Below are 13,734 nucleotides of genomic sequence, written 5' to 3' on the forward strand. Positions count from 1 at the left end.
AGGAGAGGATATTCCATGAAGCTGTCGGTCATTGTACCGGTTTTGAATGAAGAAACGTTCGTCCCCTTATATATCGAAAGCGTGAGCCGTTTTGCTCATGAAATCATTATTGTAGATGGAGGAAGCACAGATGGCACTTTGAAGCATATTGAGCGCCTGCAGGATCGTTATCCAATCCGGTTGTTTCGTTTGCAGCAGAATGGAATGCCTTACACCGATGATTGGAATGAATCCCAAGTACGAAATTTCCTGATCGATCAAGCTCAAGGAGAATGGATTATGAATCTGGATATCGATGAATTGATGGATGATCGTTTTCAACAAGCACTGCCGGAGCTTATGGCCAACGCGGACGTGGATATATATCAGTTCCCGTTCGTCAATTTTTGGGGAGATCCGTGGACCATTCGAGTGAATAGCCCAGGGGATGAGCGATGGTCCAATGATATAACGAGAATGTGGAGGGCGAATAAAGGGATTCGTTATCGTGATGAGAAGCATCATTGCACGCTTGAGGCGGCAGAAGGGCAGAGCATATGGAGTATTCCAAGAGGGCGAAGCGATGTGTTTATATACCATTATCATTATGCTTTGGGACGTAAGATCAAATTTAATGACAACCGGAGAAAAGACGTTAATTTACTGGAAAACGAAGGCGTGCCAGATTGGAGTTTTAAGCATTCGGAATACGAGATAACCACAACTCCCTTTCAAGGTCGTCATCCAGAAGTCATTCGGCGTTACTTAAAGAAAATGGAAAAAGAGTCTCATTCAAATTAAACGCCCTAACCATGCTTCTGAACGAACTTCAGAAGCATGGATGGGCTTTTATTCTCCAGTTATTTAGGGAGTTCCATTTTATACTATACGGTCGATATATCCCTTGTAAGAGACATGACATTACGTAGGGTATGAGTCACAAGAGCATCCCCAAACACCTTGATATCGGGCAAGTTGGATTGAAGAGCTTTGAGCCGATGATCATGATAACAAAGCGAATCCGCTACAAAATGGTCGGAACGCAGGTAGGGGTAAACATCGGTTGAACCGCAGTATATTACATGATCAAATGTGACTTGAGAGAATAAATCGATCCGGTTTGTGAAATACAGTCTTGGACCCACCTTGCGAGTTCCGATTATCGGGTTGCCGTGGTATTCATGCGCATATACGATGACATACAAGTTCTCATCCTCCGTCATTCCCATGACGATTTTCTGCCAGCGTTTGGAATGGGCATCCCATACTTTATCACCCAGAACCAAAGCGAACTTCTTCCCTGTCACATGAATCCGATTGGCGATTTCCTGCGGATGATCCGCCAAATGAAACAGGCTGTGAGGACCTTTCGGTAATCTCCAGGTTTTGTTCCATTTCTGCTCGTAGTATGCCTTGTTCTTTTCCCACAACGAATCGTATGCTTGGGGCTTCAGCTCTTTAATGGTGGCACTGCCGTAATGATATACAAAAGCATCCTCGACGATAGCCAGACGGTAACCTGCATTGCGTACCCGTTCACAGTAATCATCATCCTCGAACATGCCAATTCCATAGGCCGGATCAAGGGAACCAACCTTATCCCATACACTACGCTTCATGGCAACACAGAAGAATCCAAGCAAATCGGTATATCTGATTTTCTCATGGTACAGCTCATAGAAATCATGCAACCAACGAACATCGGCACCGTATACCGCGTCGCCGATGAAATGATCCAACGCTTGATCATTACCCACATAATTGGACATCGGGCCCGTCATTCCGATTTGCGGGTCTTCGTGAAATGGCCGGAGCAATCGGGTAATCCAGCTGCCATCAGGTACAAGCGTATCGTTGTTAAGCAGGATCATATACTCACCTGTTGATTCCAGGCATCCGAGTGTGTTCCCTGCGGAAAAACCAAGATTTTCCGGAGACGAAATAACTTTAACTAGCGGGTTGTTAAGAGCTTTAAGGTGGAAAGAAGTTTGATCCGTCGAGGCATTATCGACGATAACAACTTCCAGGTTTGGATAATGTCCCTTTTGCAGTAAACTGCGGAGACATTGCTCGGTGTAAGACCATTTATTGTGAACGACAATAATGACGCTAACCTTAGGGAACAGATGCTGGGTGATATAGTCGTTCAGAACCTGGTATCTTTGAACCCAGTTATTGTGACGGGCGAATTCTTGCCTTCGTTTGATCTGCTCGGTACCGGATTCCTGAAGTGCTTCATGAATCGCCTGTTCGAATTTATCCGGCGTATCTGCAATGGAGACCATATCGGAAGCAACGGCTTCAACCTCTGGCAGATCGGTAGATACGACTGGTTTTCCAGCCGCGAGATATTCGTATAGTTTGACAGGATTTGTAGCCTTGGTGAGCGTATTCTTCATGAAAGGAATTAACGCAACTTGGAATCGATGTAAATAGATAGGCAGCTCGTGATAGGACTTCTCGCCCAAAAGTATGACGTTGTCCAGCATCTCGACGTCAGTGGTATCACAACCAAAGGTGTGTCCGATCAGAACGAATGTCCATTCCGGTCTGTTTCTGGCCACTGTTTCGATCAGTCGTATATCGAACCAGTCGGATATCGCCCCGTAATAACCGATAATCGGCTGCTTTATGGACTTCAGCTCCGTCAACGATTGTTCAGGCGGTTTTAAGAAATGAGAGATATCAGCGGCATTGCGGATAAGCACCGTGGATGGATTATGTTCAATAGCCCAATCGTACAAATGCTGTGAGGACGTTACGACAAGCCTGGCCTCCCGAAGCAGGCGTTCCTCCTGATCGAGCATGGCAGGATCATTTGTCGAGAAACCCGCATGATGATCCATGCAATCATACACGATATGATGTTGCTCCATGGCCGTGACAAGCGGGGTCCAGAACGGTAAATCGACAATCGATACCGCTTGGGATATCCCGAATTTGTCTCGTACGTGCTCAATAGACCATTTTAGGTACTGGATATCCCAGCTGCTCATCTCGTCTTTATATAGATTTAGAGGTTTAAGCGCGCACAAAGTAACGAGCCATACGTTTCGATCGATGTTCTTAATCGAGACAAAACGTCCTACCTCTTCTTTGGAAGCCTCTTCCTTGCGCAAACCGATGATCTCCGTCGTTACATAGAAGACACGATGCCCCTGTTGAGCGAACTGTTCGGATAATTGCTGCGGACGCTGCCATCTGAATTGCCAATCAATGACGGGAAAACGAATAATGTCGTATAACGGCGTTATCCCGGGTGCGATAATCCCCCTTCCCTGGGGCGCAGCAGGGGCATGGGCAGCTTCGGATTCAATAGGGGTGACGGATTGTTGATGAGTTGTATGTGATAGGGAAATCGGAGGTACCGGCTGAACTGACCGTTTCTTTTTGATCCATTTATAGTTCGATTTCCGAAGCTTTATCTGACGGGGACTCGTGCGATTCGTAGAAGATCTGCGCCGGTTGTTCGTGATTTTATTCAAGAGTAGCCTCCTCTCTCGTGTGTGATTGTCTCTTTAACAAAGTATGTATCACCCCATGTATCTGTATGGGTAGAACACCATCCGGCATTCGAATTATCAAATTGGGTAGGTATGGTTTACGCGTTGAATGATCTTGCAACAATTCAAACAGACTTCTAGTTGTAGGCCCTTTTCTTATCTTTAGCTATTCCGGTTTCCATTGGACGGATTTATACATATTGTACCAGTGACTATACGGAGGGAGGCAGCTAGTGTGAGGAGATACTGGAACCGAAGCCAACCAAAAGATTGCAAATTCATTGTTGGCAAGAGAAAACATAAGCGTGCTAAAAAGCCGATAACGGTTCTGAGCAAGCTAAATCGGTTGCGCCGGAGATTGATTCATAGCATATCTCAAATCAAATTACAGCTCAGACGACTTACCATACGGGTAAACGCTCTTCAGAAGCAAGTGGAGGATTATGGCTATGCGGATTGGAATAATGTCATTGCTTATTTAAGTTCGCGTCTGAATACTCGAATAACCATCGAAACTCCGGCAGGTTCGATTTTCGGTTCATTGGTGTCCATTGGGGAAAATTATATTCAAATCTCGGAGCCTAACGGAAGTATTGCCATAATACCGTTGAGCAGTGTTTTATCTATTGAATAATGTGGATCAGGGAGGTAAGAATGGATGGATTTTTCGGAGATACTGGCAACTTTCCTCGGACGGACAGTAGAGGTTATCCAGGCCAATCAGTTCCTTCAAGGACAGCTATTATCGGCAGCAGGCGGGTTGATCACAGTTCAGGTTGTAAGCTCAAACTATTTGCCGTCCTCAAGGCAGGTCACCATCATCAACAATAATATATCATTGGTTCGCATACTTCCGTAGTCATTATTTGAGATGAGGAACTTTGCAATAACTATTTCAAAATATCGAGTTCTTCCATTTCTCATAGTGATTAAGATGCCGATGCGTCATGCTTGAGCTCCTTATTCTTCTATGATATAGCGGTTGAGGAATGTAAACCGGATGGAAGCTTGAAACCTTGGATAACATCTCGATATCTTCGTATAGACGTCCTTCGAATGGAACCGAGGTGTTCCATCCTCCTAGCTGCTTGATTACAGAGATATTGAACATTCTTGGGGCTACTGCCATAGCTTCTACGAGGAGTCGCTCCGCGGACAAATGGGAAGGTCCGGTTCGGACCCCCTGGTAAAGGAGCTGTTTATTCAAACGCTCGACCCATTCAAAATGATTCGCATATAGTACACCAACATTCGGCTCCTTCTTAGCTTCTTGCAGAAAAACTTTCAGAATATCTGGTGACAGCCAATCATCGGCATCCAGCTCAAGAAACCAGGCCCCCCTTGCCATTTGAAGCGCTATGTTCAGGGCATGAGCCTTACCCAGATTTTGATGTAGTCTCACTTTATTTATACGCTTATCTGCCGGTAATCCCGCCAGGATGCTTGGAGTATCATCACTTGAATGATCATCAACTATGATCAGCTCCCAAGCTGTGATCGTCTGTGACAATACGGAGCGAATAGCCCACGGCAAGTATTCACCATCGTTAAATGTGCACAGCGCAATGGTAACTATAGGAGGGATTTGTTTTTCATTGATAGTCTGAACGCGGGATGGAGCATGAAGAAGCGGAGAGATTGCGTTCCATTCCTCTGCTTCCTTCATCCAGGGAGGGGCAGCGCGATGATGGTATAAGATCCCCTCAGAATCTACTTCCTTCCATTCATAGTGGCTGGTTAGCTGGATCTGCTTATCGATCAACACGTATTTCTGGAACGGCAGCTGATCATTGCTCGAAAAACCCGGTGTCTGTCCATTCATCACGATGCTCGTACGCCATAACAGGGGGCCGCGGGGAGTATAGAAGTTTGGAACAGGTCTTTTGTGAAATACTATTGGCTGGTCTGTTTTGGTTGCGGAAGTCAGTATAAAGCCAGCGGAGCCGTCAGCGTAAGTTTGCAGCCATCGTTCGATTTCTTTCTTCGCCATAGGCTGTACAGTATCTCCGGCACAGAGCGTCATGAACCATGGCGTATTCAGGTTATCGGACAGCGCTTCGTTCATTATTGCTGCAGACTCCTGTTCGTTTTGAATCACGATAGGACGGGCATTTGAAAAAACACGCAAAACCGAGGATACGGTATTCTCGCTTAAATGAGGATATGATCCAGGTAGAATAAACACCAGCATGGCCGTCATGTTCCTTTCTGTATCCTAACCGAAGGTGACTCTATACGGTTGTAATGGGTCATCAACACAGTTCTGTTTATCATATGCCCCCATTTGCATGGGGGATACAAATGCCGATAACTTACTCCATGTTGCGGCGTTTAGGTAAATCGGGAATAATAGAGCTTATAGACCGGAACCTGGGATAGGAGATGTAGAATCAAATGAAATCGACCCAGAGTCATATCATTCGGCAAGCCCAAGACTTTGCTCGCGCCGTACACGAAGGGGATGCAAGCGGCCACGACTGGTGGCACGTTCAGCGTGTCACCCGCATCGCCCGGATACTGGCTCATCTTGAAGGCGCCAACGCATACATATGTGAGTTATCGGCAGTCCTCCATGACGTAGCCGACGAGAAATTGAACGAATCAAAAGAAGCAGGTTACGAACGGGTTCGCCATTGGTTGAAACAAGCCGGCGTAGAAGCATCTGATCAGGAGCATGTGCTGGGGATCATCGGTACGATGTCATTCTCAGGCGGAACAGGGAGTGCTATGCAAACGCTGGAAGGCCAAATTGTCCAGGATGCGGATCGGCTTGATGCGATGGGGGTTATCGGAATCGCTCGTACTTTCGCATATTCCGGATGGAAAGGACAGAGTATGTACGATCCGTCTGTTCCACTCCGCGAGCATATGACCCTGGAGGAATATCGAAAGGGAAAGAGCACAGCCATTAACCATTTCTCTGAAAAGCTCTTGAAGCTGAAGGACCGGATGAATACCGAATCGGCCAAGCTGCTTGCAGATGGTAAGCATCAAAGTCTTGAGCTCTTCCTAGAGGCGTTCGATAAAGAATGGGCGATGGGGAATGAAGCCTACCTGTGGGAATCGCCGATTCATCGCGGAAACGTATCGCGAATCCATATTGCCTTTGATGAGTCGACGGCAGGATCGCTTAGGATCATGCTGCTGTCGAAACCCGGTGAAATCGTAGTGACATTAGGCGATAATCTCATGGCCGGACCGCTTCCAAACGATCATGCTTTCGCCCGTTCGTTCTCCGCCCGAAAGCAGTGGTTTGAGGAACGTTATAGCGCCGCGCATGCGGAAGACAGGAAATTAACGATGCTGCAGGCAGCGTTCGCGTGGCTAACCTGGCCTCAGCAGATGAAAGAGACCCCATGCCTGATCTGGGCTGGCGATTCCGCGGCGGAACAGCTGGGCCTGCGAAGACTGCTGTCCTTAATGCCGGACCATTCTGAGGTGAGATTGGTGAATGCGACAAGCGTGCTTCATCAGCAAAATCCAAATCAATGGTTCAAAGGAACATTTGAAATGAACGCGAATCAGCTTCAGCATGTTCTGGACGCAGCCGAGCCGGTCCCATTGTCGCTGCAAGAGCAGGCTGGCTATCGCGCAGACTGGGAGCGCCTTTTGAGCGAAGGCGGGTTCCTTCGGGTGCTTCAAGGTGATATGCTGTGTACCGTTCCAGAATCTTACTACGATGAAGAAATCCTGAAAAGCGTATACCGCCTTGAAGCCAGGCATGGATTCTTCAAGAAATCCGCTCGGGTTATTGGCGAGGTCATCGGACAGGGGGAATTAACCGTTTCCGACTTTTTCATCGAGTACCGCATACGTCATCTGATTCAGAGAGGTGCTTTAGCTTACTCCGGCGAGTTGGATGCCATGCGGCACTATAGCGTCTCGCTTGTGGATACATCGAGTCCAAAGGAGCGGTGGAGTCATGAACAACGCCTGGCTAAGGCTGCGAAGCTGAAGTCGCTGTTAAGTGAGATGATGGAAATGAATCTTACGGAGACAGGCTTCATGGAGGAATTGCGGCAGTTAGATGCAGAAAGCCTAGGATTGTCTGAATTGTTCGGCTCGGATGCCATAAAGGGCAGCATGCAAACTGAAATCGATCACCTGTTGAGCACTTATGAGGATCATAGGATACAACGAGTGTCTTTGATGCGCTCCCTTGAAAAGGCGTTAATTCAGATCGATGAAACGGCTCCTAAAGAATAGATTAATAAATTCATAGATTATGATTTCATAAAGAGCAGACGATCATTCTGAAAGAGAAATGATCACGGAAAGCGGTGGAGACATGGTATTTACGGAGCAAGAGATTCAAACCATAAGAGAACAAGCGCTTGGGATGGACAAGCATAGACAAGTAACTCCCGACGTGCTGAAAACCATATATGATCATCGTTTGTTTCACCTGTTTGTTCCCGACGAGCTGGAAGGAAGGATGACCCCTCTGCCGGATGCAACGCGTTTCTTCCAAGAAAGTGCCCGCATCGACGGCAACCTGGGATGGCTGGTTGCGATTGGAGCAGGCGGAGGATTCTTTGCCGCACTGATGAGCCGGGATATCAGCCGCCGGGTGTTTGCGCGCCGCGAAGCGGTGATTGCAGGCAGCGGCATGCCGACAGGTGCCGCCAGACAGGTGGACGGCGGTTATATCGTGACTGGCAGCTGGAAGTATTGCAGCGGGTCTACTTATGCCACGACCTTTACGGCCAACGCAGTTGTTGGAAAGGGTTCCACGCTACAAGATGCCCCTGGCGAGCCGACTGCAGATCAGGGCGAACCCGAGATCCGGTCCTTTATCATGAATCCTGACCAGATCGAAATCCAGCAGGATTGGAACGCCTTTGGCCTTCGGGCAACAGGGAGCCACACCATATCCGCTGTAGAGGCATTCGTTCCGTATGAGATGACATTCTCGCTTACGGAAACGAAAGGGTATAAGAACGAGCCGATTTATCGCTATCCATTCCTTCCGTTTGCTCAAGTATCCTTTGCCGGTGTTGCAGTCGGGATCGCGGAGCATTTCCTTGAAGCTGCGGAATCGCTTGCGGTCAAGCGGGGGAGTTCCTCCCATGTGATCGGCAAGCTGAATGAGAATAAATCGGCATTGCATCTATCGATCGCTGATTTTTATAAGTGGGTAGAAGCGTCGTGGGCAGAGCTGATGGCTAACGGTGCCTTATCGGATGCCACGGAGGCACATGTAACGGCCCAAAGCATCGAAACAGCCCAAGCTGCGTTATTCTGCGGCCAGCAGCTGTTTCCGCTGTTCGGTTTATCTGCTGCCATGGAAGATTCCGAAATCAATCGCTGCTGGAGGGATCTTCAGACGGCATGCTCGCATGCACTGCTGAGAAGCTATGAATAAAACGAACAACCATGAGCGGCAAGCCGAGCTGCTCATGGTTGTTCGTTTAAATGTGGATTATAAGAGGGATCCTTAATTACGCTTGCATGGATCTTTGGCCATTATACCAGGAAATAGCGCTGGGATAACGGCAGATGAGACGATGGGGCGCTTGTCAGCTTCTCGCCGTTAACGGTTACGGCATAGGTCGCCGGATCGACCATGATTTCCGGCGTCTCCCCATTGTGGACAAGATCCGCCTTTCTTACGGTTCGGCAGTTCCTTACAGGCAGGAGCTGCTTACGCAATCCTAATGGATCCAGCGTCCCTAATTGCAGGGAGGCTTGGGAAACGAAGGTGGCGCTTAGCGCTGCCTGAGCGCCGCCATAGCTGCCGAACATCGGCCGATACATATACGGCTGCGGTGTAGCGATGGAAGCGTTGGGATCTCCCATGACGGCATGGACAATCATGCCGCTCTTCAGCACGATCTCCGGTTTAGCTCCGAAGAAGGCCGGTTTCCAAAGTACGAGATCGGCCATTTTTCCTACCTCGACGGAACCGACATAATCGGATATCCCATGGGTCATGGCCGGGTTAATGGTATATTTGGCGATATAGCGCTTGATGCGGAAATTGTCAGATTTGGAATCCGGCCCGAGCGGACCGCGCTGCTGTTTCATTTTGTCGGCCGTTTGCCATGTACGGATAGCGACCTCACCAACCCGTCCCATTGCCTGCGAATCGGAACTGGTCATGCTGATCGCCCCGATGTCATGCAAAATATCTTCCGCCCCGATCGTCTCCGCACGAATCCGTGACGCGGCGAAGGCAACATCCTCGGGAATACGCGGATCCAGATGATGGCAGATCATCAGCATATCCAGATGCTCGTCAACCGTATTCACTGTATATGGCATGGTTGGACTGGTCGAGGAGGGGAGGACATTCGGCATGGAGGCAACCCGCAGCAGATCCGGTGCATGACCGCCTCCCGCACCTTCGGTATGGTAGGTATGAATCGCCCGGTCGTTAAAGGAGCGCAGGCTGTCTTCAACATAACCGGCTTCGTTCAACGTGTCGGTATGGATGTTGACCTGCACATCCAGTTCTTCGGCAACGCTCAGGCACTTGTCGATAACGTAGGGCGTGCTGCCCCAATCTTCGTGGATTTTGAGTCCAGCCGCCCCGGCATGGACTTGTTCGGCCAGCGCTTCCGGACGACTGCTGTTTCCTCGTCCCAGAAATACCATATTGATCGGCAGCGCATCGGTCGCTTGCAGCATTCGCTGCAGATTCCATACCCCCGACGTACAATTGGTTGCCAATGTGCCCGTTGCGGGACCGGTGCCTCCGCCAACGAATGTAGTGATCCCGCTCTGGAGCGCGATTTCGACTTGCTGCGGACTGATGAAATGCACATGCGAATCCACGCCGCCGGCCGTTACGATCAAGTTCTCTCCGGAGATGACTTCCGTGCCCACGCCGATGATCATGCCGTCGGTGACACCATCCATCATAAGCGGATTACCTGCTTTTCCGATGCCGCTGATGTACCCGTCCTTAATCCCGATGTCCGCTTTCACGATTCCCCAGGTATCCACAATGATGGCATTCGTAATGACCAGATCCAGTGCCCCTTCCGCTCGGGTCGCGAGCGGATGCTGTCCCATGCCGTCACGTATCACTTTACCGCCGCCGAAGACGCATTCATCCCCATAAACGGTATAATCCTTCTCTATCTCAAGCCAGAGGGAGGTGTCGGCAAGCCTTACCCGATCCCCTGTCGTAGGTCCATACATGCTGGCATAGGTCGCGCGGTCGATTGTTGTCATAAGCTCACCATCCCATTGGTTTTTCCGTTCGTCAGACCTGCAAAACCATGAATTTCCTGGCTCCCGCCAATTTGAACAAGCGTCACCTTCGTGATTTCCCCGGGCTCGAATCTTGCCGATAAACCGGAGGCGATATCGAGCCTGTATCCTTGCGTTCCGTTCCGGTCGAATAACAAGGCGGGATTGCATTCGTAAAAATGGAAGTGCGATCCTACTTGAATCGGACGGTCGCCGCTATTTGTAACCTCACGCGTAATGCGGGGCCGGTCCGGCACCAGCTGAATCGGCTCGTCTCGCAGGTCGTATTCACCTGCAACAATGCCGGAAGAGGACGGAGCGCCTTGAATCGGGTCATGAACGCTGACCAGCTTGGTGCCATCCACAAAGGTAGCTTCGACTTGAACTTCCCTGAGGAGTTGGGCGACGCCGTCCATCACTTGATCCGCCGACAGCACATGGCGGGCTTCCTCCATTAATTCGGCTACGGACTTACCATCACGAGCACCTTCGACAACAAAACCCGAAATGAGTGCGGCCGCTTCCGGGTAGTTTAATTTCAACCCGCGGGCTAATCGTTTTTGCGCTAATTCCATTGCCACAAAAAGCATTAATTTGTCTCTTTCCTGGTAAGTTAAATGCATCTTAGCCACTCCTTTTGCATTCAGATGTGTTAATATTCATAACATAAATGAGGCTAGGTATCGACTGACATGCTGCGTAATGGTGTTTATTTTGGATAAATGTAGCATTATACAAAGAAATAGTCAATATTAATGTCATGATACATAACATTAAGCTCACGAGTTTTATCGAAACCTCATAAGGAATCGATTTCTTTAGGCAACAAAAAGACCCCGATTGGGGTCTTTCCAAGTTTTATCTAAATTTCCCGTAATCTTTGATATGAACGTCAATCACGCATTCGACCTGCAGCTTTTGCAATTCTTGCCGCCAGTCCATCTTTTTCCATTGCTCATAGCCAATCCGGTTACGGACGTACCTGCCGATTCCGAGGCTGTCTATCTGATGCTGTTTCATGATCGAGATCATGGCATTTCCTTTTTTCGTAATATATTGGCTGATCCGCTGCTCCAGCTCATGCCGCTCGCGGTCATTGCTTAACCTGGCATCGCCGATGTATTCCAGAACGGACCCGGAAACCTTGACGTAAAACATCACTTTGTCAATGCCCTGGTCTCCGCGCACGACCTTGACTTTTCGTGAGCTGATCAATGAACTGAACATGACGACTTCTTTCTTGTCCTTAGGATCCTCCGACAGATCAATGTTAAGTTGACCTTCTCTGAACTTGCCCTTCAGAAAGGAGAAAATCAATGCATCCTGCGGCTCGATCTTAGCAACATAGCGATCATCTTTGAATAAAGCAATTCCGTTCGTCGTAATGTAGTTCTTGTCATGCTTCTTAATTATCGGAGCAACCGGATCTACGCCCTGATCGAAATAATCCCTGGCAAAGTTGAACAGCGTTACCTTGGGGATGGTCTGACCGAGCGCCTCCTTTTCAAGCAGCATGTCGATATACCGCCCTGTTCGCGGATGCTGCTTGTAATCGTCTATTAACAGTTCGCCGGCATTTCCTTCAACCACGCTTATTTTTACTTGAGACGATATGGAAGGATCCCTGTACAAGGTATCCAGATGTCCGTGCAGCCCTTGTTCCGCCATCGAAAGTCCGAACAGGACGTTCCGCAATTGCCCGCTTACCAGCAGCATGCCGGTTTGTCTGGACATAATCATCTTCGCTTCTTTGCTGCTCTTGGCCGTTGCCGTCAGCACTTCCCGCTTAGAGGCAGTTTCCGGATCCGCTTGCGGAATGGAGACCGATATCGCTAAATTACCATCCTGCAGCAAGTCATAACTGGTCGTCTGGATGAACCCCAGATCTTCCAGGATGCGTTGATCGCCGCAGCCTGCTAGAGGAAGGATGCATAAGAGTAGGAACAAGCATGCATATTTTTTTAACATTGCGCATCACGCTGCCTTTTTCTGCGCTGCCACAGCAGCAGCATAATTAGTATCAATGGCATGATGTAAGCAAACCCGATTTGGATGTAACCCAGAAACAGAAGCCACTCCCGGATTCGGTTCAATACCGCGGGTATGTAGGATATCAGCAGTGCTACAAGAATGATAAAGAAATACTGCACATTCATCTTGATTTTTGGAAAGACACGTTGGGTGCTTTCGCCCGCTGCCCAGAAATAAAGCACTAGCGTAATGAGGGTCGTGAACAGGAAGAAGCCGTAAAAAAGATTCTCGATTCGCTCGATAAACGGAAGTTTGATATACGCCAGCAAATCCAGTAACGGGAACAGCATGACCTTCAGCATATCGCTGCCAACCACGCCAAACGAAACAAAACCCAGGATGGTATAGGATACTGAACGTATCAAATTTCCGTAGATGACGGCCCTGAACAATTTGGTTTTCTTATCGGTATAAGGAAACAACAGTAAGCATAACTCATACCCTAGGTATGCCAAATAGATTTGAAAGATTCCTTCCAACATGTTGGAACTGTCTTTAAATATATAGGGGGTTAATCTTTCAATACGAAATTCCCCTGCATAATACAGCAGAAGCAAACTCATCCAAATGGTACACCAAAAAAAGACCGTGGAAGCTTTGGAGATATTGTACAAACCCTTGGTCAGCAGCATGAAAGCAAGGACATCGATTGCTATCTTGAATACCATCGGGTTGGTTGTCGGGAACGCAAACATCTGAAAGATCAGCACGTACTGCTTGGCGACGAGGCAGCCGATCAAAGCCCATACCGTACTGATCGCCAGATAGAAGGGGGCCAGTATGAACTTGGGAATGCTTTTCTCCAGAATGACGAATATCGACTGTCCTTCGCCCAGCCGGTACACCCAGTACATCTGATAAATGTTCAGACAGACCAGGATGGATGCCGGGATCGTAATGAGCCATCCGTTTGTACCAAAATATTGGGCCTCCACCTGCGTAATGCTGAATACGTAGACCCCCGTTTGAATCATGTAGATGAGGATCGCAGTGTGAAATTGGGATAGTTTTTCCTTCAAGTTGC

At 48.6% G+C, this 13,734-nt stretch carries 11 protein-coding genes; 5 read left to right on the top strand and 6 right to left on the bottom strand.

Annotated elements, in window-relative coordinates; translation table 11 throughout:
* Positions 1-15: 15 nt before the first annotated feature.
* A complete protein-coding gene (locus MHH82_RS15135) occupies positions 16-780 on the top strand; it encodes a glycosyltransferase (RefSeq protein WP_340966524.1) in 765 nt (254 codons plus the stop codon).
* A gap of 83 nt (positions 781-863) precedes the next feature.
* On the opposite strand, the gene MHH82_RS15140 is transcribed toward MHH82_RS15135, so the two are convergent.
* Positions 864-3,464, bottom strand: a complete 2,601-nt coding sequence (locus MHH82_RS15140; RefSeq protein ID WP_340966526.1) for a glycosyltransferase — start codon at positions 3,462-3,464, stop codon at positions 864-866.
* 253 nt (positions 3,465-3,717) lie between these two features.
* On the opposite strand from MHH82_RS15140, the gene MHH82_RS15145 reads away from it, so the two are divergent.
* Both MHH82_RS15145 and MHH82_RS15150 read left to right on the top strand, forming a co-directional pair.
* A complete protein-coding gene (locus MHH82_RS15145) occupies positions 3,718-4,116 on the top strand; it encodes a hypothetical protein (RefSeq protein ID WP_340966527.1) in 399 nt (132 codons plus the stop codon).
* Between the two features lie 24 nt (positions 4,117-4,140).
* Positions 4,141-4,341 carry a hypothetical protein gene (locus tag MHH82_RS15150; protein WP_015735182.1) on the top strand — a complete coding sequence of 67 codons (201 nt, stop codon included), beginning with the start codon at positions 4,141-4,143 and terminating at the stop codon, positions 4,339-4,341.
* Between the two features lie 36 nt (positions 4,342-4,377).
* Here MHH82_RS15150 and MHH82_RS15155 read toward each other — a convergent pair whose 3' ends face one another.
* Positions 4,378-5,682, bottom strand: coding sequence for a glycosyltransferase family 2 protein (locus MHH82_RS15155; protein WP_340966529.1), 1,305 nt, complete (start codon positions 5,680-5,682; stop codon positions 4,378-4,380).
* 194 nt (positions 5,683-5,876) lie between these two features.
* Here MHH82_RS15155 and MHH82_RS15160 point away from each other — a divergent pair, with 194 nt between their 5' ends.
* Both MHH82_RS15160 and MHH82_RS15165 read left to right on the top strand, forming a co-directional pair.
* On the top strand, positions 5,877-7,688 hold the full coding sequence (locus MHH82_RS15160; protein WP_340966531.1) for a DUF3658 domain-containing protein: 1,812 nt from the start codon (positions 5,877-5,879) through the stop codon (positions 7,686-7,688).
* Positions 7,689-7,746: 58 nt separating this feature from the next.
* The gene (locus MHH82_RS15165; protein ID WP_340966533.1) at positions 7,747-8,847 is read left to right on the top strand and encodes an acyl-CoA dehydrogenase; all 1,101 of its coding nucleotides are present in this window, start codon (positions 7,747-7,749) and stop codon (positions 8,845-8,847) included.
* Between the two features lie 101 nt (positions 8,848-8,948).
* Here MHH82_RS15165 and ureC read toward each other — a convergent pair whose 3' ends face one another.
* From ureC to MHH82_RS15185, 4 genes are all read right to left on the bottom strand, one after another.
* A complete protein-coding gene (gene ureC, locus MHH82_RS15170; RefSeq protein ID WP_015735186.1) occupies positions 8,949-10,661 on the bottom strand; it encodes an urease subunit alpha in 1,713 nt (570 codons plus the stop codon).
* Positions 10,658-11,302 carry an urease subunit gamma gene (gene ureA, locus MHH82_RS15175; protein ID WP_015735187.1) on the bottom strand — a complete coding sequence of 215 codons (645 nt, stop codon included), beginning with the start codon at positions 11,300-11,302 and terminating at the stop codon, positions 10,658-10,660. The genes ureC and ureA overlap by 4 nt, the downstream gene beginning before the upstream one ends.
* Positions 11,303-11,537: 235 nt before the next feature.
* Complete coding sequence (locus MHH82_RS15180) at positions 11,538-12,647, bottom strand: Ger(x)C family spore germination protein (RefSeq protein WP_015735188.1); 1,110 nt, start codon at positions 12,645-12,647, stop codon at positions 11,538-11,540.
* A complete protein-coding gene (locus MHH82_RS15185; RefSeq protein ID WP_015735189.1) occupies positions 12,641-13,729 on the bottom strand; it encodes a GerAB/ArcD/ProY family transporter in 1,089 nt (362 codons plus the stop codon). Before MHH82_RS15185 ends, MHH82_RS15180 begins: the two co-directional genes overlap by 7 nt.
* Between the last annotated feature and the right edge of the window lie 5 nt (positions 13,730-13,734).

The sequence above is a fragment of the Bacillus sp. FSL K6-6540 genome (assembly GCF_038007545.1).

Coding starts and splice junctions, on each gene's coding strand:
- MHH82_RS15135 (WP_340966524.1), top strand. CDS start 16: ATGAAGCTGTCGGTCATTGTACCGGTTTTGAATGAAGAAACGTTCGTC.
- MHH82_RS15150 (WP_015735182.1), top strand. CDS start 4,141: ATGGATTTTTCGGAGATACTGGCAACTTTCCTCGGACGGACAGTAGAG.
- MHH82_RS15155 (WP_340966529.1), bottom strand. CDS start 5,682: ATGACGGCCATGCTGGTGTTTATTCTACCTGGATCATATCCTCATTTA.
- MHH82_RS15160 (WP_340966531.1), top strand. CDS start 5,877: ATGAAATCGACCCAGAGTCATATCATTCGGCAAGCCCAAGACTTTGCT.
- MHH82_RS15165 (WP_340966533.1), top strand. CDS start 7,747: ATGATCACGGAAAGCGGTGGAGACATGGTATTTACGGAGCAAGAGATT.
- ureC (WP_015735186.1), bottom strand. CDS start 10,661: ATGACAACAATCGACCGCGCGACCTATGCCAGCATGTATGGACCTACG.
- ureA (WP_015735187.1), bottom strand. CDS start 11,302: ATGCATTTAACTTACCAGGAAAGAGACAAATTAATGCTTTTTGTGGCA.
- MHH82_RS15180 (WP_015735188.1), bottom strand. CDS start 12,647: ATGTTAAAAAAATATGCATGCTTGTTCCTACTCTTATGCATCCTTCCT.